Raw genomic sequence first — 22,012 nt, 5'->3', positions numbered from 1 at the left:
CCTCGCACGGGCGGGTCCGAGCGCGTAGAAGGGAGCGGGGCGCGCACCCCCGGGCGTCCCGGCCACCGCCCTGGTGCGGTGGCTCGCTCATGCCACGCCAGGGAGTTGCCCGTGAAAGCCCTCGTCGCCGCCGATTACCTGCCGCTGGACCGGATCGCGGTCACGGACCACCCCACACTCACGCCAGGACCGGGCCAGGTGCTGATCAAGGTCGAGGCCGCGGCGCTCAACCCGCTCGACCTGGCGCTGATCAGCGGCGCGGCGAAGGACTTGTACCCGGTCGAGCACCCGATGGTGGTCGGCATGGACGCGGCCGGCACCGTGGCCGAGGTGGGGGAGGGCGTTTCCGGATACGGGCCCGGTGATCCGGTGCTCGCGTTCACCGGACAGGCGGGCGCCGTGGCCCAGTACACAGTGGCCTCACCCGGCCCCAGGCTGGCCACGCGTCCTGAGGGCCTGGACAGCGTTCACGCGGCCGCCATTCCCGAATCGGGCCTCACGGCGGTCTGTCTGCTGCGCGCCGTCCGGCTCGCGGCGGGCGAGAGCGTGCTGGTGGTCGGGGCCACCGGCGGAATCGGTCTGTACGCCGTGCAGTTGGCGCACGCGCTCGGGGCCCGGGTGATCGCCACGTCGACCGCGGAGGACGAGAAGTATCTGCGGGGCCTCGGCGCCGCGGAGACTGTCGAATACAAGAACGCCGACGTGGTCGAGCAGACCCTGCGCCTGACGCCCGACGGCGTCGACGTGGTCGTCGACCTGATCAACTCGGGCGAGCAGGTAGCGAGCACTGCCCGGGCGGCCCGACCCGGCGGCCGTCTGGTCTCCCCGCTGTTCGGGCCCGGCGACCTGGGCCGCGACGTGTCGCCGGTGTACATCGGCCCCTTCCAGGCAGAGCCGGGCGATCTCGAGGACCTGGCGGCCCGGGCGGCGGACGGGCGGCTGCGGGTCGAGATCGGTGCCCGTTACGAGTTCGAGGACGCTCCGCAGGCAGTCCTCGACTTCGCCCAGAAGCACATCCGGGGCAAGGTCGTCATCACCGTGGCATGAGTGAGGCGTGGCGCCGACGCAATTCCGTACCCCGCCTCCGGCCGGGCCGGGGGCGAGGTTATTCGGCGTCGGGGCCCTGCGCCCGTACCTGCTGAACGTGCTCGAGGGAGTCGCGCAGGTCGCTCAGCCACTCGTCCGCGTTGCGCTGCACCAGACGCACGCACCAGGCAAGCGCTTCGCTGCGGCTTCGGGCGACGCCGCCCGCGATCAAGGTGTCGAGTGCCTGGCGTTCGGGCTGGCGCAGTCGGGTCATCACGGGTGCCGCGACCGTGGTGTACATGGCGCGCTTGCCCCCGCACTCCACACCCCACGAGACCTTGCGCCCGAAGCGCTTCTCGGCCTCGCGCGCGACCGCGATGCGCTCATCCCGAGTCCGTTCGCGGAACTCCGAGATGCGTCCGTCCCGGGACGCCTCGCGTTCCACCTCGGATGCTTCTGCGCCGAGTTCGGGTTCCGGGATCCGGCCGATGACGGTGATCTCCTCACGGTCCACGGTGACGTCGAGGAGTTCGACGAAGAGTCCTTCCGGCAGCCGCCCGGCGAACCAGCCGCGCAGCGCCTGTTCCTGCTCCCTTGTAATCATGTAATCCAGATTACGCCGCACGAGGGTGGAGGGAAGGGGCTCAGCCCAGGGCGTAATGCGGCACCGCTCCCGTGTGTATCGGGGGGTGTGCGAGGGCTCGCGCAGCCCCATGCCCCGGCCTAAAGTTGCGTATATCGGGGCGAATGGCAGATACCTCCTGCCCGCGTCTCTGGGAGGGCACATGACCCGTATCTCGCTGACGGTTGACGGCACGGCGTACGAGGACGAGGTGGAGCCCCGTCTTCTCCTTGTGCACTACCTGCGCGACCGTCTGGGCCTCACCGGTACCCCCGTCGGATGTGACACCACCAATTGCGGGACCTGCACGATCGACCTCGACGGTGACAGCGTCAAGAGCTGCACGGTGCTCGCCGTGCAGGCCGACGGCTGCGAGGTGACGACCATCCAAGGGCTCGCCACCGACGCAGAATGGGATCCGCTGCAGACCGCGTTCCATCAGCAGCACGCCCTGCAGTGCGGCTACTGCACCCCCGGCATGATCATGGCCGCGCGGGACCTGCTCAAGGAGAACCCCGACCCGACCCCGGACGAGATCCGCCACGGTCTCGAGGGCAATCTCTGCCGGTGCACCGGCTACCAGAACATCGTCCGAGCCGTCCTCGCCGCGGCCGCCGAGGAGCGGCGCCGCCGCGCCCCCGCGCCTGATGCCGCGACGGAAGCAGCCACGCCCAAGGCCCCGGCCGGGCGGGAGGCGCCGGTATGACCGATCAGCTCTCTGCCCCCGAAGCAACCGCCGAAATCGGTCGCTCCCGTATCCGCAAGGAAGACGCCCGACTCGTCACGGGCCGGACCACCTGGACCGACAACATCGCCGTCCCGGGTCTGCTGCACATGGCGATCCTGCGCAGCCCCATGGCACACGCCACCATCGACCGCGTCGACGTGTCGCCCGCGCTCCGGCGCCCTGGCGTGATTGCCGCTTTCAGCGGCCGTGACCTGGCCGACGAGCTCGGCTCCATGCCCTGTGTGTGGCCGGTGACCGAAGACATCGTCATGCCCGACCACCCACCGATCGCCGTCGACGAGGTCCGGTACGCCGGCGACCCCGTGGCCATCGTCATCGCGCGCGACGGGTACGCGGCGGCCGATGCGCTCGAAGCCGTAGAAGTCGACTACACGCCACTGCCTCCCGTACTCGACCTGGAGGCCGCACTGGCCGACGGCTCCCCGCTGGTCCACTCCGACAAGGGCACCAACCGCTGCTACACCTGGCCGCTCGCCACGGGCGACTACGAAGCGGAGAAGGCCCGGGCCGACCTGGTGGTCCGCCGCCGTTACACCCAGCAGCGCCTCATCCCGAACGCGATGGAGCCGAGGGCCGTCGTCGCCACTCCGCCCACAGCATCCAACGAATACACCCTGTACTCATCGACCCAGGTCCCTCACGTGGCCAGGGTGACGCTGTCGATGGTCACCGGGATTCCCGAACACAGGCTGCGGGTGATCGCCCCGGACGTCGGCGGCGGCTTCGGCTCCAAGCTCCAGGTGTACGGCGAGGAAGCCGTTGCCCTCGCCGTGGCCAAGCGGCTCGGCCGACCGGTCAAGTGGACCGAATCCCGGTCGGAGGGCTACCAGGCCACCCACCACGGCCGCGGCCAGATCCAGGACATCGAGATCGCCGCGACCCGGGACGGCAAGGTGCTCGGCATGAAGGTCGACCTGCTCGCCGACATGGGCTCCTACCTGATGCTGATCACACCCGGCACCCCGCTTCTCGGCGCGTTCATGTACTGCGGGATCTACAAGATGAACGCGTACGACTTCACGTGCACCGGCGTCTTCACCACCAAGACGCCCACGGACGCCTACCGCGGCGCGGGCCGTCCGGAAGCGACGTTCGCGATCGAGCGGACCATGGACGAACTGGCCGCGGAGCTCGGCCTCGACCCGATGGAACTGCGCCGCCGCAACTGGATCGGCCACGACGAGTTCCCGTACACCACCATCGCGGGGCTCACCTACGACAGCGGCAACTACGAAGCGGCCACCGACCGGGCGCTCGCCCTCTTCGGCTACGACGACCTCCGGGCCGAGCAGCGCGCGCGGAACGAACGGGGCGACCCGGTGCGGCTCGGCATCGGCATCTCCACCTACACCGAGATGTGCGGCCTGGCGCCGAGCCGGATCCTGCGCGATCTGCGCTACGTCGCCGGAGGCTGGGAGGCGGCCAGCATCCGCATGCTGCCCACCGGCAAGGTCGAGATTGCCACCGGCACCAGCCCGCACGGACAGGGGCACGCCACCTGTTGGAGCCAGATCGCGGCCGACGTGCTCGGCGTGCCCTTCGACGACATCGAGGTGGTGCACGGCGACACCAAGGCGGTGCCCCAGGGCATGGACACGTACGGCTCCCGCTCCCTGGTGGTGGGCGGAGTCGCGGTCCACCACGCCGCGCAGAAGGTGGTGGCCAAGGCGCGCAAGGTCGCCGCGCATCTGCTGGAAGCGAGCGAAGCCGACCTGGAGTTCTCCAACGGGACCTTCTCGGTGAAGGGATCGCCAGAGGCGACGAAGACCATCCAGGAAGTGGCCTTCGCGACGTTCTCCTCCCACGACCTGCCCGACGGAATGGAACCGACGATCAATGCCGAGCACTTGGTCGACCCGGACACCTTCTCGTTCCCGTTCGGCACCCACCTGTGCGCGATCGAGGTCGACACCGAGACCGGTCGTGCCCGGATCCGCAGCTACGTCTGCGTCGACGACGTCGGCAAGGTCATCAACCCCATGATCGTCCAGGGGCAGATCCACGGTGGCGTCGCGCAGGGAATTTCCCAGGCGCTCTACGAGGAAGCGGTGTACGACACCGAGGGCAATCTGGTGTCCGGCACCATGGCGGACTATCTGGTGCCCTCCGCGGTGGACCTGCCCGACTTCATCACCGACCGCACCGAGACCCCGGCGACCTCCAACGCGCTCGGCGTCAAGGGTGTCGGCGAGACCGGGACGATCGCCTCTACACCGGCCGTGGTCAACGCGGTCGTAGACGCACTGCGCCCGATGGGCGTGAAGGACGTCGCGATGCCGTGCACGCCCCAGCGCATCTGGCAGGCCGTCACGGCGGCCCGGGCCGAGGAGGGAACAGCATGATTCCCGCGGCATTCGACTACGTACGGCCCAAGACGATCGACGAAGCGGTACGCGCCCTGGTGGACAGCGGCGAGGAGGCGAAGGTCCTGGCCGGCGGGCAGAGCCTGATCCCCATCCTGCGGCTGCGGCTCGCCTTCCCCGAACTGCTGGTCGACGTCGGCCGGATCCCGGAGCTGCGCGGTGTCCGCAAAGACGCCGACGCACTCGTGATCGGGTCCATGACGACCCATCACGATGTCATCCACGACCCGCTGGTGCGACGCCACGCAGGGCTGCTGGCCGCGGCCACCGAGACGGTCGCCGACCCCTCCGTACGCCATCGCGGCACGCTCGGCGGCTCGCTCTCCCACGCCGATCCCGCAGGGGACCTACCGGCGGTGCTGCTCGCCCTGGACGGCGAGGTGACCGCCATGGGTCCGCAGGGCCGGCGCAGCATCCCGGCCCGCGAATTCTTCACCGACTACCTGCAAACAGCGCTGCAGCCGGACGAAGTGCTGGTCGAGGTCCGGATTCCACTGAGCGACAACTGGGGTTTCCACTACGAGAAGTTCAATCAGGTCGCACAGGCCTGGGCGATCGTCGGCGTGGCAGCGATGGTGCGGCGCGACGACGGCCACCTCGTCGAATCCCGGGTCGCCCTGACCAACATGGGGACGACGCCCCTGCGCGCGACCGCCACCGAAGAGGCGCTCGCCGGGGCGGACGCCGACCCGGCAGTGGTGGCGCGGGCTGCCGAAGCGGCAGCGGAGGGCACCCACCCGGCGTCCGACCTGTCGGCCTCGCCCGAGTACCGCGAACACCTCGCGCGCGTGCTCACCCGGCGAGCGGTGCTGGCTGCGGCCGGGATGGAGTGAGGGTGTGACACACGGGCCGGACGAGCTGCGAGCTCGACTGGAGAAGACCGGCTATCTCGTCGACGACGGTCTCGCGATCGCCTGCTTCCTGGCCCTGAAACTGCACCGGCCGATCTTCTGCGAGGGCGACGCGGGCACGGGCAAGACCGCGCTCGCCTCCGCCCTTGCACAGGTCCTCGACGCACCCCTGATCCGTCTCCAGTGCTACGAGGGCATCGACGCCTCCCAGGCCCTGTACGACTGGGACTTTCCGCGCCAGCTGCTGCATCTGCGGGCCGCCGAAGCCGCCGGCGTCACCGATGCCGACCGGCTGGAGAGCGAGTTGTACGACAGGCGCTTCCTCATTGCGCGTCCGCTGCTGCAGGCGCTGGAGACGCAGCCTTGCGTGCTCCTTGTCGATGAAGTCGACCGGGCCGACGACGAGTTCGAGGCCTTTCTGCTGGAACTGCTCTCCGAGTACAGCGTCACCGTCCCCGAGCTGGGCACTCTTGGAACCTCGTCGCCGCCCACAGTGGTACTCACCTCGAACCGCACCCGGGACGTCCACGATGCGCTGAAACGGCGCTGCCTGTACCACTGGTTCGACCACCCCGGCTTCGAACGCGAACTCGCCATCGTCCGCAGACGGCAGCCCCAGGTGACCGAACGGCTCGCCGCTCAGGTGACCGCCGTCGTACAGACACTGCGCAACCAGGATCTGCTCAAGCCACCCGGAGTGGCCGAGACCATCGACTGGGCCGAGGCCCTCGACGCACTCGGCGCGACAGAACTCGATGCGGAGCTGGCGTTCGCCACGCTTGGCTCGGTACTGAAATACCGCGAGGACGCGGAACGGGCCCGGTCCCTCGATCTGTCCGCGGTCCTCGTGGCGCGAGGAGTGTGACCACCATGCCGGCAGCACCAGCGGTGGACGCGATCGCGGTCCTGGTCGGATTCGTCCGGGCACTGCGCGCGGCCGGTGTGGCCACCGGGCCGGACCGCATGCAGACCTTCCTGGGTGCGCTGGCCATCCTCGGATCCGAGCTGCGCTCCGACGTCTATTGGGCGGGCAGGCTCACCCTCTGCGGCAGCCAGGACGACCTGGAACGGTACGACCGCGTCTTCGCCGCGTACTTCGCGCAGCGACCGCACCGAGGCGACCGGGTGCGTCGGATCCCGGCCCCCGTGCCACAGTTCCGCCTGGGGGCCGCCGACGCCGCCCTGGCTGCCGGAACGGAAGGAGATGGCGGCACGGCGCAGCCGGCGGCCGCTCTGGCGAGTTCCGCGGAGGTCCTGCGCCACCGCGACATGGCCGAGTTGTCCGCCGCCGAGCGGGCTCAACTGCGGTCCCTGCTCGCGGCGTTCTCGTTGAGCGGGGAGCCACGCCGCACTCCGCGTCTGCGGCCGGCCCGCCGCGGCGGCGTCGATCCCAGGCGCACTGTACGTGAACTGCTGCACCGTGGCGGGGAGCCGGCCCGGCTGCGCTACCGTGCCCCCGCCGCCAAGCCGCGCCGTGTCGTACTGCTGCTGGACGTGAGCGGCTCGATGGCTCCGTACTCGGACGCCCTGCTGCGCTTCGCGCACGCCGCCACACACGGGCCGAAGTCTCCTGCCCCGACCGAGGTGTTCACCATCGGCACCCGCCTGACCCGGGTGACCCGGGAAATGGCCCATCGCGATCCGGACATGGCGCTGGCCGCTGTCGCGTCGGCGGTTCCCGACTGGAGCGGAGGCACCCGGCTCGGCGAGATGCTCCGCGCCTTCCTCGACCGGTGGGGGCAGCGCGGCGTCGCGCGCGGAGCGGTGGTCGTGCTGCTCTCCGACGGGTGGGAGCGTGGCGACCCGGCGCTGCTCGCGGCTCAGATGCGGCGCCTGCACCGCCTTGCGCACCGGGTGGTGTGGGCCAACCCGCGCAAGGCGCGCCCGGGTTACGCGCCGCTTGCGGCCGGTATGGCGGCGGCGCTGCCCAGCGTGGACGCGTTTGTCGAGGGGCACAGCCTGGGTGCCCTGGAGCGCCTGGCAGCAGTAGTGAGAGGCGGTGCGTTCGATGCGTGAGATCTTCCCTGTGCTGAGCCGCTGGTACGCATCCGGAACGCCGTTCGGGCTGGCCACCGTTGTCGCGGTCAGCCGCAGCGCGCCACGCGGCCCCGGGGCGGCGATGGCGGTGGGGCCGGACGACGCAGTCGTCGGCAGCGTCTCCGGCGGTTGTGTGGAGGGGGCGGTCTTCGAACTGGCCAAGGAGGTCGTGGAGACCGGTCAGGCGCAGCTGCAGACTTTCGGCTTCAGCGACGAGGACGCGTTCGCCGTCGGGCTCACCTGCGGCGGTGAGATCACTGTCCTCGTACGCTCTGTGTCGCCCGAGGCCGACACCTCCTTCGCCGAGGTGGCCGATTCGGTCGCCGAGCACCGGCCGGTGGTGGCGGCGACGGTGATCGACGGGCCTGCCCCGCGGGGCGCCACGCTCGCCGTATGGCCGGACACGGTGTCCGGCTCCCTGGGATCGAGCGGCCTCGACGCGGCGGTCACCGCCGACGCGCGCGGGGAACTGGCGCAAGGGGCGACGGGACGGCGGCACTACGGGCCGCACGGAGAGCGGCGCGAGGACGACGTCACCGTATTCCTGCAGTCCTTCGCGCCGCCGCCGCGGATGCTGGTCTTCGGCGCGATCGACTTCGCTGCCGCGGTGGCCCGGATCGGCGCGTTCCTCGGCTACCGGGTGACAGTGTGCGACGCACGTCCGGTCTTCGCCGACCCCCGCCGGTTCCCGGACGGGGTGGAGGTGGTGGTCGACTGGCCGCACAAGTATCTGCGCGGCACGGAGGTGGATGAGCGGACCGTGATGTGTGTGCTCACCCACGACCCGAAGTTCGACGTTCCGCTGCTCGAGGTGGCGCTGGACTCCCCGGCCGTGTACATCGGCGTGATGGGCAGCCGTCGCACGCACGAGGACCGCCTGGCGCGGCTGCGGGAGGCAGGCATCGGCGAGACGGAACTGGCGCGCCTGCGCTCGCCCATCGGTCTCGACCTCGGTGCCCGTACGCCCGCGGAGGTGGCCGTCTCGATCGCCGCGGAAATCGTCGCTCTGCGGTGGGGCGGCAGCGGCAGCCCGCTGGCCCAGACCGCCGGAGCGATCCACAGTCCGCATCTGAAGCCGGTGTGAGGAGGAGACCATGGAGCTGCACCACTCGTTCACCGTCCCTGTCCCGGTCGACGAGGCGTGGCCGGCGCTTCTGGACATCGAGCGGGTCGCCCCGTGCATGCCGGGCGCCACCGTGGAGGGCTTCGACGGCGAGACGGTCGAGGGAGCCGTGAAGGTGAGGGTCGGCCCGATCACGGTGACCTACCGCGGCACCGCGACCTTCCGGGAGAAGGACGAGTCGGCACACCGGATTGTCCTTGCCGCCCAGGGCAAGGATGTCCGCGGCCAAGGCACGGCAAGCGCCACCGTGACCGCAACGCTGGCCGATCGCGACGGTGCCACGTCTGTCATCGTCCTCACCGATCTGACAATCACCGGCCGGCCGGCCCAGTTCGGCCGCGGGGTCATGGCCGAAGTGGGCGACAAGCTCATCGGCCGCTTCGCGGACTGCCTCTCCCGGCAACTGGCCGACACGGAACCGGCTGCGGGCGCGCCCGCCGAGACGGAGCCCGAGGCCGTCGCGAGCACCGGAACACAGGAGGCGGAGCCGATCGACCTCTTGCACACGGCGGGCCTCCCGCTCGCCAAGCGCGCGGCGGGAGCTCTCGTCGTGGCCGCTCTTGTCGCGCTGCTGGTCATCCTCATCCGAAGAAGGCGGTGACGGGCGCTTCGGCTACCGCCGCACCTCCATGGACCTGCTCGCTCAAGCGGCAGGGATGTCCCGTCCTGCATTTTCATGCCTCGATCGGTGCGTTCGGCAGGGCGAGCGACGAAGCGACAACGGCTCGAGTGGGGAGCCTGCTGACCGACGACGCGAGGGGCGTCTTCCGCGCCGCGCTCGGGAGTGACGACGCGACCTGGGCCCGAGGCCGCGGCTGGGCACTGTCGATCGCGCTCATGGAACTCTCGTACTACCGGGAGACGAACCCGGTGATGGCGGCCATCGCCCGACACGTGATCCACGAAGTCCTCACCGATCACGAGCACACCACGCATCACTCTGTCGCCGTCAGGTGTGATGACAGGTTGAGCTGATTGGCGGATGTCTCAGTTGAGAGCTGCCGAGGGCACTTGCTGAGTGACGGTTCAATTACATGACCCCGGATCGCAGTTCCGTTGGCCGTGCTGCGTCGTTGGGCGTGACATGGAGGTTTACGACAACGATCCGATCCCGGTCCCCGATGCGCGGCTCACGGGCGCGTACTGGCTGTCGTCTCGCATGCATGGCGAAGACAGCTGCACATGGTGTGCGCAGCTGCGGGAAGCTGACACCCGCGCCACCCTCGCGTCCGAGGAGAGAAAACGTTCCCCCTCGACGTGGGTCGTGCCTCCGGGTCTGCCACCCCGCCCGCAATAGCGGGTGGACGCCGCCCGGCGTGCGCCGCCCACGCGTCACGCATTGCTGCTGGGAAACGCTCCTTGGCAAGCGGGCTCTCGTTCGGTGAAGTACGCCGCGTCCTTGGGGCGATGCACGTCCGAGGCGCGCGGCCGCGGGGCGGGTTCCAGGTGCGGGATGTGCTTGGAGCAGTGGACATACGCCTCGTCGACCGTCACGTGTATCCACAGCTGCGGCTGCCGCCCGGGTGCGGCGTCACTCGGCAGGCGGGGATACTCGGCACGCTGCTCGTCATCGGTGCGCAGCCGGGCCGACCCGTTGATGTGCAGGCCGATGTGGTCTCTGGTGAAGTCCATGAAGAGCAGGCCGAGACGGGGATTCTCGGTGAGGTTTCCGACGCTGGCCAGTACGCCGTTGCCGCGGTACTCGGGGTAGGTCAGCGTGCGGTCGTCCAGCACGGTGACGAATCCGGGCGGGCCGGCGCGAAAGGTGGAGTCGCAGGAACCGTGAGCGTCGGCCGTGGCCAGGAACATCATGGTCTGCTGGGCTATGAACTCCCGCATGGAGGGCGTGAGGAAGTCATGCATCTGCCGGTCGTAGAAGTCGGCCGCGCGGTCGGAGGTGCCGAACTGCTTCTGCATCATGCGCTCGCCGTGGGAGCCGATGGCTTTGTCGTGTGCGGTCACGGCTGCTGGTTCTCCTCCTGAGGGCGGGCAAGGTCCAACTGCGCGGACAGGACGGGCACATCCCCGGGGGACGTATCGCATCCGCGTTCGCGGCGGTCCGCGCCGCCGTACGACTCGCGGGCGGCGCGGACATCTGCGTGAGCTTACTGAGCAGGGCCTCATACTCGTCCGCGGGAAGGAGCTCGTCCAGCACTTGGGCAGCCGCTGAGGCGGAGGGTTCGGTGCGGGCGGCGATGCTCACTCGGCGAGGAACGTGAGCAGTGCCTGGTTGACCTCCTCGCCGTGCGTCCACAGCAGGCCGTGCGGTGCGCCTTCGACTTCGACGTAGGACGCCTGGGGAAGGGCCTTGTGGAAGGGGCGGCCCGTCGCGTCGATGGGCAGGATGTTGTCGGCCGTGCCGTGCAGGATGAGCGCCGGCACGTCGATCTTCGGGATGTCGCCGCGGAAGTCCGTGATCCAGGTCGGCACGGCGGCGCTGGAGGCGAACCAGGACGATCCCGCCGCGACGTTCCAGCTGTTGCGCAGGGCCTCTTCGGACAAGCGACTTCCGAGGGTGTCGTCGGTGTTGTAGAAGTTCTTGTAGAAGTCCGTGAAGTAGGCATAGCGGTCGGCCTTGACCGCGGCGATGATGCCGTCGAACACTTCCTGCGGTACACCGGTCGGGTTGTCGTCCGTCTTGAGCAGGAAGGGTTCCAGGGAGGCGAGGAAGGCTGCCTTCGCGACTCGCTGTGAACCGTACGTACCGAGGTAGCGGCCTACTTCGCCGGTGCCCATCGAGAAGCCGACGAGGACGACGTTCGTGAGGTCGAGCGTGTCGAGGACGACCTTGAGGTCCGCTGCGAAGGTGTCGTAGTCGTATCCGGTGGTGGGCAGGCTGGAGCGGCCGAACCCTCTGCGGTCGTAGGTGATGACCCGGTAGCCGGCGTCGAGCAGGGCGGCGCTCTGCTTCTCCCACGAGTGCCCGTCGAGCGGGTAGCCGTGGATGAGGACGACCGGCTGCCCGGTTCCGTGGTCCTCGTAGTAGAGCTCGATGCTCGTGGTGTTCTCGGAGCCGACGGTGATGAACGGCATCGTGCTTTTCCTTTCGCGAATCGCGGAGAGCGTTTGTTCTCCACCCGTTGATACGGCCTTGATCACGTCAGGCGGTGGTCGTCGACGGCACGGCCTCGCCGACTTCTGACGCTACGGCCTCGCGGGCATGCGGGCGCGCGGTCTTGGCGGCGTGTTTCGAGGAGCGCTCGCCGGCTGTATCGCCGGACTCGCACCCGGCCGGGCAGTGTCATGGCACGCCATCCGCCTGCCTCACGGCAAGATGGCCGGAACCCCGACGACGGCCTGGTGGACACGAGTGGTGACGATGACCCCGCACGACAGCAGTACCCCGCAGCGAGCATCGCTCGGCACCTGGCCGACCCCGCTCGAACCCATGCCACGGCTGGCCCGTGCGCTCGGGCTCGGATCGGACGACCTGTGGGTCAAACGCGACGACCTCACCGGCCTCGGCGGCGGCGGAAACAAGGTGCGCAAGCTTGAGTGGCTCTGCGGTGCGGCGCTGGCCGACGGCGCCACCGTCCTGGTGACGGTCGGAGCGCCGCAGAGCAACCACGCGCGGCTGACCGCGGCCGCCGGCGCCCGGCTGGGGCTCGATGTGGTCCTCGTACTCGCCGGCGCACCCGGATCGTCGGCCTCGGGCAATCTCGCACTCGACGGACTCTTCGGCGCCACCGTCGTATGGGCCGGTGGCGACGACAAAGAGGCTCTTCACTTCACCGCCGAGCAGGTGGCCGCGCAGCTACAGCTACGGGGCGCTGTCCCGGTCGTGATCCCCTTCGGCGGTTCCAGCGTGGTCGGCGCGCGCGGCTATGTCGAGTGCGGGCGTGAACTCCTCGCCCAGGCCCACGATGTGGCGACCGTTGTCGTCGCGGTCGGCTCCGGGGGGACCATGGCCGGCCTCGTCGACCAGCTGGGAGCGGATCGGGTGCTCGGTGTCCACTGCGGCGCCGTCACCGACCCCGCCCGGACCGTGTCAGAGCTGGCCGCCGGCCTGTCCGGCTCGCCCGGCGCGCCGGAGACGTTGAGACTCCGGCTCGACCAGGTCGGCGACGGCTACGGCGCGTTGACCGAGCCCGTCATGGCCGCCCTGATCCAGACCGCCCGTACCGAGGGCATCGTTCTCGACCCGGTCTACACCGGTCGTGCGATGGCCGGCCTGATCGCGGCGGTCCAGGACGGCGACATCGTCCGCGGGCAGCGCACGGTCTTCCTGCACTCGGGCGGTTTGCCCGGCCTGTTCGGCCACGCGGAGGCGCTCGCGCAAGCAGAGGCTGCGCTGAACGTCGAAGATGATCGCGGTCTGCCCCAAGGGTAGTGGCGATAACCGGTCGCCACAGTCCGGAGGACCATGCCCAGAAGGTGGGCGGCGTACGGTGATCACGTCAACGGAGCCAGGATGCGCCGGGCCTGACGACCGGAGCCGAGCAGTCGGCCGTCCGCCGCCCATACCGTGCTGTCGTCGACCGCCCAGCCGCTTCCCGCGTGGTCGGTACGGATACGGACCAGCGCCCATCCGCCCACGGGCCCGTGGTCCAGGGCGTCGCCGTAGTGGACGGTCAGTTCGGCCGAGGGAACGGGCCGCGGCGCGGTCCAGCGCGCGAAGAGCGCAGGGGGCAGGGCATCCGCCAGGATGACGACGGCCTCGGCGTCCAGGCTGCGCCCGTCGGTGAAACGTATCCAGGCCGTCAGTTCGGCGCGGTCGCCTCCGCCGAGCGGCCGGGCCGGCGTCGCCGGACGTATTTCGAGATGCCGCGCGAACGCGGCCAGTCGCTCCGGCAGCTCCAGCGCCTCGCAGTCCTCGGCTCCGGGCACGCCGGGGGCCTCGCTGCCGTCGTAACCGGGGCCGCGGTGCGGTGTGCCGAACACCGCTGAGCCCCGCAGCACCATGGCGCCACCCTGCTCGGCGGTGAAGGACGCAAACGAGGTGCCGCGCCCGGCACGCTCGACCGTGGCCCCCACCCGGAGGGGACGGTCGTCGACCGGCGCCAGGAAGTGGGTGGTGAGCGTCCGCGGCACGGGTGCCTCGCCGAGCAGGGTGCGCATTCCGGCCAGGCCCTGCGCCGCCAGATACCCGCCGTGGACGCCGGCCCACGACCACCACGAACGACCGACGCTGACCGTAGTGCCCGCAGTCGTCATGCTCATGTCGCCGCCCCTAATGGTGTGAGTTTGGAAACTGGACTCACCTCGCACCATACCCTGATCGGCCGAAAGGGTGAATGTGCTTCGGCAGCAAGTGCCCCAGGCGAGGGCCTGGTTTGCATCCGTAAAAGGGTCGCTGGGGGTCCGGCTCCGTGGCCGCTGGAACACGCTGCCCGGCCCGAGCCGGCGCCTGTCCCGATGTCCTTCCCGATGCGGAGTCGGGGTCGGGGCGCCTAGGCTCGACGGTGTGCTGCGCATCGTTGACGAACTGGCAGGCCGTGGGCCGCTGCGGATCTGCGCCCACGTGCCACCGCCCGGCGAGCCCGGCGGCCTCACCGGCCTGCGGGTACTGCTGGTCGCCGACGTACTGGCGCGCGTCGTCGAGGTGCGCGGCAGACAGGTCCTGATGGGGTGGACCGGCCCGAGGGTCCCCTTCGCCGCCGCTGCCGGTATCCGGCCGGCCGACGCCCACGGGACCGCGGACCAGATCGCCGACGTGCTCGGCGGCCCACCCGGCGTACACCTCACCCACCGCGCATACGAGGGCGGAGGTGGTGCCTCCGTCCAGATCGCAGAGGCACGTACCTCCGTATCCCTGGCGGGACTTGAGGAGCAGGACCTGCTCGCCGTGCGCCTGCTGCTGCTCTCTCACGCCCACTACGAGCCGGCCGCGCTGCGCCCCGAAGCGCTCGACGAGGCCCGCCGCACGCTGGCTCGATGGCGGCGCGCCGTGGCCGACTGGGCCGAGCAGCCCTCGAAGCCGATGCCCGGCGACCATGTGAGCCCGGTCCGCAGCGCACTGGAGGACAGGCTGGCCACCCCCGACGTACTCGCGCTGCTGCGGGATCTGGAGACGGCCACGGACGTGCCGGCCGGAGCGAAGTTCGAGACCTTCGCCCACCTGGACCGCGTCCTCGGCCTGGAACTCGCCCGCGCGATCGGCCGCCCGCACCCCGCCGGAGCGCCGGCATGAGCCCGCTGCGGCGGCTGGTCGTGCTGCGGCACGCCAAGTCCGCCCGGCCCGAGGGCGTTGCCGACCATGTCCGTCCCCTCGCGGCGCGCGGTCTGAGTGACGCCCCCACCGCCGGCCACTGGCTGGCAGCGGCCGACTGCGAGCCCGATCTCGTCCTGTGCTCCACCTCCCTTCGTACCCGCCAGACCTGGGAACTGGCCGCCACGGAACTGGGCAGTGGTCCACCGGTCCGTTACGAGCCGCGCGTCTATGCCGCGGACGCCGAGGAACTGCTCGATGTCGTACGCGAAGTGCCTGACGACGTCTGGACGTTGCTGCTGATCGGACACAACCCCGGGCTGGAGGACCTGATCCTGCTGCTTGCCGGCGAGGCGCTCGGCGACACACTGCAGCGCGTACGGAGCAAGTTCCCGACCTCCGCCGTCGCTGTGCTGACCTGGCAGGGCACCTGGTCGGACCTCGCGCCGGGCGCCGCACTGCTGACCGACCTGGCCGTCCCGCGCGGACAGCGGTGAGCCGGGGTTTCAGACGGTCGAGGCGTTCGCCATCAGGACCAGCCGGTGGCCGGGCCCGAAATGCCGCGGCGTCCTGTACCTCGCAGCGTGGACGACCTGCGGACGCTGATGCCGCAGGATCTGCCACCCCACCCGGTGGGCAGCTCAGGCTGAGCGCACGGGTCACACCCGCAGGACCTGGGGGCCCAGCAGTGCATAGCGCTGGGCCTCCACAGCGGTGAGCGAGCTGTCGGTGATGATGGCCTCGAACTCCCGTACTTCGGCGAACCGGCTGAAACTCACCGCGCCGAACTTGGTGTGGATCCCCGAGAAGATCCGCCGCCGGGCCGACTTCATGGCCTGCGCCTTGACATGGCCGACTGCCGGATCGGGGGTGGTCAGCCCGTACTCACGGGAGATGCCGTTGGCCCCGACATAGGCAAGATCGATGACCAGGCCGGCCAGCATGTCGGTCACCCAATGGTCCACAGTGGCCAGCGTGTTGCCGCGCACCCGGCCGCCCAGCAGGAGTACCTGGGTGTTTTCCCGAGAGGCCAGCAGGCCCGCGCTGGTCAGCGATGCGGTGACGACGGTCAGTGGCCGGTCCTCGGGCAGCGCCTCGGCGATCAGCTGTGGGGTGTAGCCCTCGTCGACGAAGACGGTCTCCGCGTCCCCGAGCAACTCGACGGCTGCCGCGGCGATGCGGGCCTTCTGCGGTACGTGCCGGGTGGTGCGGGAGGCGAGTGTCGTCTCGAATCCGGCGCTCTCGACGGGGTAGGCCCCGCCGTGCCTGCGCCGGACGAGACCGCTTTCCTCGAGCATCCGCAGATCGCGCCGGACGGTCTCCAGGGACACCGCCAACTCCGTGGCGAGGGCGGCGACTTCCACAGAACCGTCGCGTCGCGCGACGGTGAGAATTGCACGCCGACGTTCGTCGCCGTCCAGGGTCTTCTCCTCCTTCGGCCGGAAGGGCCCCGGTCTCCTCGTTGAGCCTGCCAGGATTCTCCACAGGATCCTTCGGCATTGACCAGCATGTCGGTATTCGGGCCTGAGTGTGATGAGCAGCACTGCTCTGTCGCTACCACCCCTCGTCCGCTACCACCCCCTCGTCCAGGTCCTGTCCGGAGGACAACGGGTTCTGGCGAGGAGCACCGCCACATCGTCCTGGGCCGTGGAGGGCAGCAGACGGCCGAGAATGCGGTCGCAGATCTCCTTCAACGGGTGGTCGAGGTGTCGCAGCGCCTGGGCGAGCTGTTGCATCCCCTGGTCGATGTCTCTGTCGCGGGCCTCGATGAGTCCGTCGGTGTAGAGCACCAGCAGACTTCCGGGGGGCAGCGGTACGTGCTCGGTCTGGAAGTCCTGCCCGCCCGCTCCCAGAGGAGTACCCGGGGGGCCGTCGAGGAATGCGATCGCCCCCCGGCCGTCTGCCACGGCCGGGGGCGGATGGCCGGCCCTGGCGATCAGGCAGCCGCCGGCAGCCGGGTCGTGCACTGCGTAGATGCACGTCGCCATCTCGTTCTCGCCCAGGTCGGCCACGACAAGATCCAGCGAGCGCAGCATCTGAGCCGGGGGGATGTCGAGCCGCGCCAGCGTGCGCACCGCCGTGCGCAGCTGTCCCATGACGGCCGCCGCGTGGATTCCATGTCCCATGACGTCGCCGATGACCAGCCCGGTCCTGCTGTCGGGCAGGGGGATGACGTCGTACCAGTCGCCACCGACCTCGTGGTCGCTGGCGGGGAGGTAGCGCCCGGTGAGGTCCAGGTTCCGCACGTCGGGCAGCGAGCTGTTCGTCAGGCTGCGCTGCAGGGTGAGGGCCGCGGCACGCTGGCTGGTGAACATGCGCGCGTTGTCGATGTTCAGCGCCGCTCGGGCGACCAGCTCGTCGATGAGCACGCAGTCCTGCTCGTCGAACGGCTCGCGGCCGCGGATACGCGTCACCACCACGGCGCCGAGCACTGTGCCGCGGGCGACCAGGGGCACCAGTCGCGCTGAGCCCACATTGGCAGTGAGGTACGAACGCAGCCGCTCGGCGTCCGGATCGCTGATCAGTGCCGGGATGTCGGACAGATAGAGGTTCATGGGGCGGCCGTCGGCGATGATCTGCTCGTACACCGAGCCGAGCGGGACCTGGAAGGTCATGCCCACCGCCAGATGCTCGGTGGGCGCGGCCGGGTCCGGGAAGGAGGCCGCCATACGACGCACCACGCCGTGGGTGGATGCGGCCGCCTCATCGGGGTCGATCACCTCTGCCAGCAGTTGTACGTCGGCCGAGTCGGCGAGCTGGGGCACCAGCAGCTGCACCACCTCTTCGGAGGTCTGCCGCAGATCCAAGGTGGTCCCTATCCGCGTGCCGGCCTCGGCCAGCAGCGCGAAGCGGTGGCGCGCCCGGTCGGCGTCGATGTGTGCCTGCTGGCTGGCGGTGATGTCGATCAGGGACGCGATCAGTCCGAGCCTGTGGCCGGCGTTGTCGAGCAGCGGAGCATAGGAGCAGGACCAGGTCCGGTCGTGGTCGGGATCGGCTGCGGTGCGACCGGTGCGGCGTACGTCGACCACCGCCTCGCCGAGATCCAGGGACTGCCGCATCACCGTCTCGAGTGCCGCGGCGTTGACGTCCGGCGCGACCTCGGCCGGGCGTTTGCCGAGGTGCTCGGCCGCGGAGACGCCGTTCATCCGTGCCAGCGCGTTGTTGACCCGCAGAAAGCGCAGATCGGGGCCGAGGATGGCCAGACCGATGGGGGACTGGGTGAACAGACCTTCCAGGGCCGCCAGTGAATCCCGCATCCGCAGAACCGCGGAGGTCTCCACGGCGATGACCAGGACGCCGGTTCCGCCCTGCCGGTCCACAGCCGGGCAGATCCACATCTCCATCGGCACCAGGTGCCCGTCGCGATGGCGCACCGGGAGAGTCGCGACAATCGCCTCACCCGCCGCAACCTTCCGCGTCAGCTGCTCGGCCAGCTCCCAGTTGGGCTTGGGGACCAGCATCGGGATCCCGGACCGGCCCAGCAGCTGCTCCGGTGTGTAGCCGAGCAGGTCCTGAGCGGCGAGCGACCACTCGGCGATGCGCCCTTCCGCATCGGCCCTCCACAGCGCGATCGGAAGCAGGTCGCGAAGCACCCCCGCGTACCCGATCGCGGTCAGGGGGTGATCCGGCGCGTGGCTCGTCGACTCGTGCATGTCCAACGCAATGACCTCACCCCGGGGCGTGGGGGCCTCTGCCTGCCGACCACACCCTGGCTGCCGGCCGAGCGCTGCCGACGCATTGTCGATGCGGCGTCTTCGCCACAGCGACTCTGGGCGCAGCGGTCTTCGGGTGCAATTGCTAACACATCAGCCTATCCGAGGCGCCGACATGGGCGAGCGGAACCGACGTGGTCACCTTCTGTCAGAAGGTCATTCCGCTTGGTCACTGCGATCTGTGTGCTGTGCAGCCGGGTATGCCCCCCGTTCGTTGAAAGCGGTCGTCGGGGTGATGGTCAGGCCCAGGGGCGGGAGGCTGCGATGGATCTCGTCTCCCTGGCCCCTGGGCCCATTTCGATGGCCATCTTGTTGTGTGCGTGTTGCCGCGTCGATAGGTCCTCCTTCCGTCGTCGGGCCCAGCCCGCTATGCGGGGCCGGCGCAGACATGAAGTTCGAACCACACCACCTTTCCCGCGCGTGTGCGGTGGCTGCCCCAGCAGCGGGACAGCAGGCTCAGCAGATGCATCCCCCGCCCCGCCTCGTCGTGCTCGCGGGCCTGGCGCCTCAGGGGGCCGGCCGGGTTCGCGTCCTCGATCTCGCAACGCAGCCCGCCGTCCCGGGAGGTCAGCGAGAAGGTGAGCCGGATCGGCCCCCACGCGTGGCGCATGGCGTTCGTGACCAGCTCGCTGACGAGCAGCTCCGTATCGTCGATCTGCTCGTGGAGCGCCCAGTGAGTCAGCTGGGCGCGGGCGAGTCGCCGTGCTTCACGCACGGATGACGGTTCGGGGGGCAGGAGCCAGGAGCTTGTACGGGCCGGCTCGTCCCGGGCGGCGCCGAGCCCGGCCGACTGCACCGACACAGCCGCGGGCGGGGGCTTGGGCGCGGTGAACGGTTTCATACCGTCCTGCCCTCCAGCGCCTGAACGCCTGACGCGGAGCTGCCGTCGGGCAGTAGCTCACCCATGTCCTCGAAGACTGTCACTCCGTTGCAGAGGAGGCCCCAGCCCTGCTCGGGGTGGTAGGCCACGAGGCGGGCGGCGTCACGGTCGGGCGCGGTTGAGGAGGGACAGGACGGCTGGTGCTGGCACATGGCTCGGACCTTCGATTCTCCGCCCCCGGACGGGGGCGGATCTCGTATGACCCGACCATCCTGTGCCGACGGCGAGCGTGACGGGGAGGGGGTAAATCCCCGGATTGGTACCTGAAACCATCCGCCGCGCACCCGACGGGCTTCGGAGGGTGACGGCGTCATCGCTCGGCGTGCGACCCCGTCCCCGCATACAGGGCCCAGTCGGCCGCCCCGTCGCGTCCCATCCGCGCTCCGCGCCGTATTGCCGCGGCGTATCTGCGCTCGCCGAGCTCGGTGCGGAGACGGGATTCGGTCCTCTTGTGTCCCGCGGCCAGGTGCCGGAAGCCGGACTGCGAGATCCCCGTGGAACGCCATTCGACCTCTGCCGCGCCCAGCAGCCGGGCACCGCGCTCGGCCTCGCCGGCCGAGGCGGCGGTCCAGGCCAGCGCCTCCAGGCACAGGGCGATTCCCCACCCGTCGCCGACGACCCGGCGGGTCTTGAGGGCATCGCGGAGGAGTTCTGCCGCACGGAGTGGCTCGCCCTGCCGCCAGAGGTGGAGGCCGAGCGCCCACAGAGCATAGGAGCGGGACCAGGGAGCGTGCGCCTCATTGCACAGGTCCAGGCAGTCCTTCCCGAAATCCGCGGCCCGGGGATCGCCGGACATGGCGCAGGCCATGGTGAGCTGATAGAGGGCGGTCATCAGGCCATTGCGATCGCCGGTCGCGCGGTGGCCCTCCACGGCTTCCTCCAGAAGACCGATGGCCCTGGGGAAGTCGCCCTCGTACAGCGCGCGTCCGCCCAGGAACTGCTTGGCGTGGACCAGGGTGGGACCGTCGTGGAGCCGGAGCGCGAGCGCCCGGCACTCCTCCAGCTGCGGCAGCGCGGAAGCCGTGTCGCCCCGGAGCACCGACAGCCAGCCGTCCACCCACAGCGCCTTGCCGCGGGCCACCGTGTCCTGGGGCGCGAGGGCCAGCGCCCTGCCGAGCCAGTGGCGGCCCTCGCCGAGGAACCCGCTGCACAGCCAGTGGAACCACAGCGACGCCGCGATCTCCAGCCCCGCCTGTGCCTGGCCGGGCTCAGTGAGACAGAAATCCAGGGCGGTGCGCAGGTTGGCGTGCTCGCTCTGCAGCCGGGCGAGCCAGGTCTCCTGGCGCGGGCTCAGCCAGTCCGCCTCCGCGCGGTTCACCAGTTGCTGGTACCAGTCCCGGTGGCGGTACCGCAGGACCCGCGTCTCCCCGGCCTCGGCCAGGCGCTCCGCGCCGTACTGCCGGATCGTTTCCAGCAGGCGGAAGCGCACCTCGCTGCCCTGCTCCTCCCGGACCAGGACCGACTTGTCCACCAGCCCCGTCACCAGGTCGAGGATGCGTTCCTGGGGTATGCCGTCACCCGAGCAGACCGCTTCGACCGCCTCCAGCCCGCAGCTGCCGACGAAGACCGACGTGCGCGCCCACACCCGCTGCTCAGCGGGAGAACACAGACCGAAGCTCCAGTCGATCGACGCACGCAAGGTCCCGTGCCGGGGCAGGTCCGCGGTGGCGCCGTCCTCGGACAGCTCAAGGTGCTCGTCCAGCCGCCGCAGGATCTCCTCGGGCGTGAGCGCCCTCAGTCGCGCCGTGGCCAGTTCGATGGCGAGCGGAATGCCGTCCAGGCGCCGGCAGAGCTGGACGACCGTCTCCAGGTTTTCGGGGCCCAGGGTGAACTCCGGCGACGCCTCCGCCGCGCGCCGTTCGAACAGCCTGACCGCCGCATAGTGCGTGGCCGTCGCTGAGCGGAGCGTTCGACGGGGTTCCGGCACCGTGAGTGCGGGCACCGGGAGGACGGACTCGCCGTACACCCCCAGTGGCTGGCGGCTGGTGGCCAGCACACACAGCCGGGGAGCCGCGCGCAGCAGGCGGTCGGTGAGCGCCGCGCAGCTGTCCAGGATGTGCTCGCAGTTGTCCAGCACTATCAGGGAGCGCGTTTCGCTCAGGTGGTCGCAGAGCAGGTCCATCGGGTGTCGGGCCGACTGGTCCCGTAGCCCGAGTGCCGTTGCGACGGTCTGCGGGAGCAGTTCCTCGTCCTCCAGCGCTCCGAGTTCCACCAGCCATACGCCGTCCGGGAACGCCCTGCGCACCTCGTCGGCAACTCCTGCTGCCAGCTTGGTCTTGCCCACGCCACCCACACCGGTCAGCGTCACCAGGCGGGAGTGCCACAGCATCCGTTTCGCCTCGGCCAGCTGCTGCCGGCGGCCGATCAGCAAGGACTCGTCGCCGAAGGCGGTGCCCCGCCGGAGACGGGGACCGGTGCCGTTGGCGCCGTGAGCGGACATAACACCATGGTTGCACCCTGCCGCGGGAGGAGCAGGATTCCACTTGGACCAGGGCCGCTGC

At 70.2% G+C, this 22,012-nt stretch carries 20 protein-coding genes and 1 pseudogene; 12 read left to right on the top strand and 9 right to left on the bottom strand.

The features are described 5' to 3' along the window. The first annotated feature begins 111 nt into the window (after nucleotides 1-111). A complete protein-coding gene (locus ACI2LP_RS22865; protein WP_404726351.1) occupies nucleotides 112-1,047 on the top strand; it encodes an NADP-dependent oxidoreductase in 936 nt (311 codons plus the stop codon). Between the two features lie 58 nt (nucleotides 1,048-1,105). Here the strand turns inward: ACI2LP_RS22865 and ACI2LP_RS22860 are convergent, their stop codons facing one another. Next, nucleotides 1,106-1,630 (bottom strand): hypothetical protein, encoded by a 525-nt coding sequence (locus tag ACI2LP_RS22860; RefSeq protein WP_404726350.1) that lies wholly within the window; start codon nucleotides 1,628-1,630, stop codon nucleotides 1,106-1,108. Between the two features lie 181 nt (nucleotides 1,631-1,811). Between ACI2LP_RS22860 and ACI2LP_RS22855 the strand changes: the two genes are divergently transcribed. From ACI2LP_RS22855 to ACI2LP_RS22820, 8 genes and pseudogenes are all read left to right on the top strand, one after another. Then, nucleotides 1,812-2,354, top strand: coding sequence for a (2Fe-2S)-binding protein (locus ACI2LP_RS22855; RefSeq protein WP_404726349.1), 543 nt, complete (start codon nucleotides 1,812-1,814; stop codon nucleotides 2,352-2,354). Further along, nucleotides 2,351-4,738, top strand: a complete 2,388-nt coding sequence (locus ACI2LP_RS22850) for a xanthine dehydrogenase family protein molybdopterin-binding subunit (RefSeq protein WP_404726348.1) — start codon at nucleotides 2,351-2,353, stop codon at nucleotides 4,736-4,738. Before ACI2LP_RS22855 ends, ACI2LP_RS22850 begins: the two co-directional genes overlap by 4 nt. After that, nucleotides 4,735-5,592 carry an FAD binding domain-containing protein gene (locus tag ACI2LP_RS22845; protein WP_404726347.1) on the top strand — a complete coding sequence of 286 codons (858 nt, stop codon included), beginning with the start codon at nucleotides 4,735-4,737 and terminating at the stop codon, nucleotides 5,590-5,592. Before ACI2LP_RS22850 ends, ACI2LP_RS22845 begins: the two co-directional genes overlap by 4 nt. Before the next feature lie 4 nt (nucleotides 5,593-5,596). Beyond that, the gene (locus ACI2LP_RS22840) at nucleotides 5,597-6,475 is read left to right on the top strand and encodes an AAA family ATPase (protein WP_404726346.1); all 879 of its coding nucleotides are present in this window, start codon (nucleotides 5,597-5,599) and stop codon (nucleotides 6,473-6,475) included. 5 nt (nucleotides 6,476-6,480) lie between these two features. After that, on the top strand, nucleotides 6,481-7,626 hold the full coding sequence (locus ACI2LP_RS22835; RefSeq protein ID WP_404726345.1) for a VWA domain-containing protein: 1,146 nt from the start codon (nucleotides 6,481-6,483) through the stop codon (nucleotides 7,624-7,626). After that, a complete protein-coding gene (locus ACI2LP_RS22830) occupies nucleotides 7,619-8,731 on the top strand; it encodes an XdhC family protein (RefSeq protein WP_404726344.1) in 1,113 nt (370 codons plus the stop codon). The genes ACI2LP_RS22835 and ACI2LP_RS22830 overlap by 8 nt, the downstream gene beginning before the upstream one ends. 10 nt (nucleotides 8,732-8,741) lie before the next feature. Further along, on the top strand, nucleotides 8,742-9,371 hold the full coding sequence (locus ACI2LP_RS22825) for an SRPBCC family protein (protein ID WP_404726343.1): 630 nt from the start codon (nucleotides 8,742-8,744) through the stop codon (nucleotides 9,369-9,371). 134 nt (nucleotides 9,372-9,505) lie between these two features. After that, nucleotides 9,506-9,745, top strand: a pseudogene (locus ACI2LP_RS22820) (hypothetical protein); the annotation flags it as partial. Between the two features lie 357 nt (nucleotides 9,746-10,102). Here the strand turns inward: ACI2LP_RS22820 and ACI2LP_RS22815 are convergent. Both ACI2LP_RS22815 and ACI2LP_RS22810 read right to left on the bottom strand, forming a co-directional pair. Further along, nucleotides 10,103-10,690, bottom strand: coding sequence for a pyridoxamine 5'-phosphate oxidase family protein (locus ACI2LP_RS22815; protein WP_404726487.1), 588 nt, complete (start codon nucleotides 10,688-10,690; stop codon nucleotides 10,103-10,105). 279 nt (nucleotides 10,691-10,969) lie between these two features. Continuing rightward, nucleotides 10,970-11,803 carry an alpha/beta fold hydrolase gene (locus tag ACI2LP_RS22810; RefSeq protein WP_404726342.1) on the bottom strand — a complete coding sequence of 278 codons (834 nt, stop codon included), beginning with the start codon at nucleotides 11,801-11,803 and terminating at the stop codon, nucleotides 10,970-10,972. 286 nt (nucleotides 11,804-12,089) lie between these two features. Between ACI2LP_RS22810 and ACI2LP_RS22805 the strand changes: the two genes are divergently transcribed. Continuing rightward, nucleotides 12,090-13,100, top strand: a complete 1,011-nt coding sequence (locus ACI2LP_RS22805; protein WP_404726486.1) for a D-cysteine desulfhydrase family protein — start codon at nucleotides 12,090-12,092, stop codon at nucleotides 13,098-13,100. Nucleotides 13,101-13,162: 62 nt separating this feature from the next. Here the strand turns inward: ACI2LP_RS22805 and ACI2LP_RS22800 are convergent, their stop codons facing one another. Continuing rightward, nucleotides 13,163-13,930, bottom strand: a complete 768-nt coding sequence (locus ACI2LP_RS22800; protein WP_404726341.1) for an acyl-CoA thioesterase — start codon at nucleotides 13,928-13,930, stop codon at nucleotides 13,163-13,165. A gap of 244 nt (nucleotides 13,931-14,174) precedes the next feature. Between ACI2LP_RS22800 and ACI2LP_RS22795 the strand changes: the two genes are divergently transcribed. Both ACI2LP_RS22795 and ACI2LP_RS22790 read left to right on the top strand, forming a co-directional pair. Further along, entirely contained in the window at nucleotides 14,175-14,900 is a 726-nt protein-coding gene (locus ACI2LP_RS22795) for a hypothetical protein (RefSeq protein WP_404726340.1), read from the top strand. Continuing rightward, nucleotides 14,897-15,415 (top strand): SixA phosphatase family protein, encoded by a 519-nt coding sequence (locus ACI2LP_RS22790; RefSeq protein WP_404726339.1) that lies wholly within the window; start codon nucleotides 14,897-14,899, stop codon nucleotides 15,413-15,415. The genes ACI2LP_RS22795 and ACI2LP_RS22790 overlap by 4 nt, the downstream gene beginning before the upstream one ends. 162 nt (nucleotides 15,416-15,577) lie before the next feature. On the opposite strand, the gene ACI2LP_RS22785 is transcribed toward ACI2LP_RS22790, so the two are convergent. The 5 genes from ACI2LP_RS22785 to ACI2LP_RS22765 all read right to left on the bottom strand — a co-directional run bounded on the left by ACI2LP_RS22785 (nucleotide 15,578) and on the right by ACI2LP_RS22765 (nucleotide 21,951). Further along, entirely contained in the window at nucleotides 15,578-16,339 is a 762-nt protein-coding gene (locus tag ACI2LP_RS22785) for a DeoR/GlpR family DNA-binding transcription regulator (RefSeq protein ID WP_404726485.1), read from the bottom strand. 150 nt (nucleotides 16,340-16,489) lie between these two features. Further along, the gene (locus ACI2LP_RS22780) at nucleotides 16,490-18,571 is read right to left on the bottom strand and encodes a SpoIIE family protein phosphatase (RefSeq protein ID WP_404726338.1); all 2,082 of its coding nucleotides are present in this window, start codon (nucleotides 18,569-18,571) and stop codon (nucleotides 16,490-16,492) included. 427 nt (nucleotides 18,572-18,998) lie between these two features. Further along, nucleotides 18,999-19,472: an ATP-binding protein gene (locus tag ACI2LP_RS22775; RefSeq protein WP_404726337.1), complete on the bottom strand. Its 474-nt coding sequence runs from the start codon at nucleotides 19,470-19,472 to the stop codon at nucleotides 18,999-19,001. Beyond that, nucleotides 19,469-19,663, bottom strand: a complete 195-nt coding sequence (locus ACI2LP_RS22770; protein ID WP_404726336.1) for a DUF5999 family protein — start codon at nucleotides 19,661-19,663, stop codon at nucleotides 19,469-19,471. Before ACI2LP_RS22770 ends, ACI2LP_RS22775 begins: the two co-directional genes overlap by 4 nt. A gap of 158 nt (nucleotides 19,664-19,821) precedes the next feature. Beyond that, on the bottom strand, nucleotides 19,822-21,951 hold the full coding sequence (locus ACI2LP_RS22765) for an ATP-binding protein (RefSeq protein ID WP_404726335.1): 2,130 nt from the start codon (nucleotides 21,949-21,951) through the stop codon (nucleotides 19,822-19,824). Nucleotides 21,952-22,012: the final 61 nt, after the last annotated feature.

The organism is Streptomyces sp. NPDC019890, from assembly GCF_044903445.1.
GTDB lineage: Bacteria > Actinomycetota > Actinomycetes > Streptomycetales > Streptomycetaceae > Streptomyces.
This window is presented reverse-complemented; position numbering and strand designations above follow the sequence as displayed.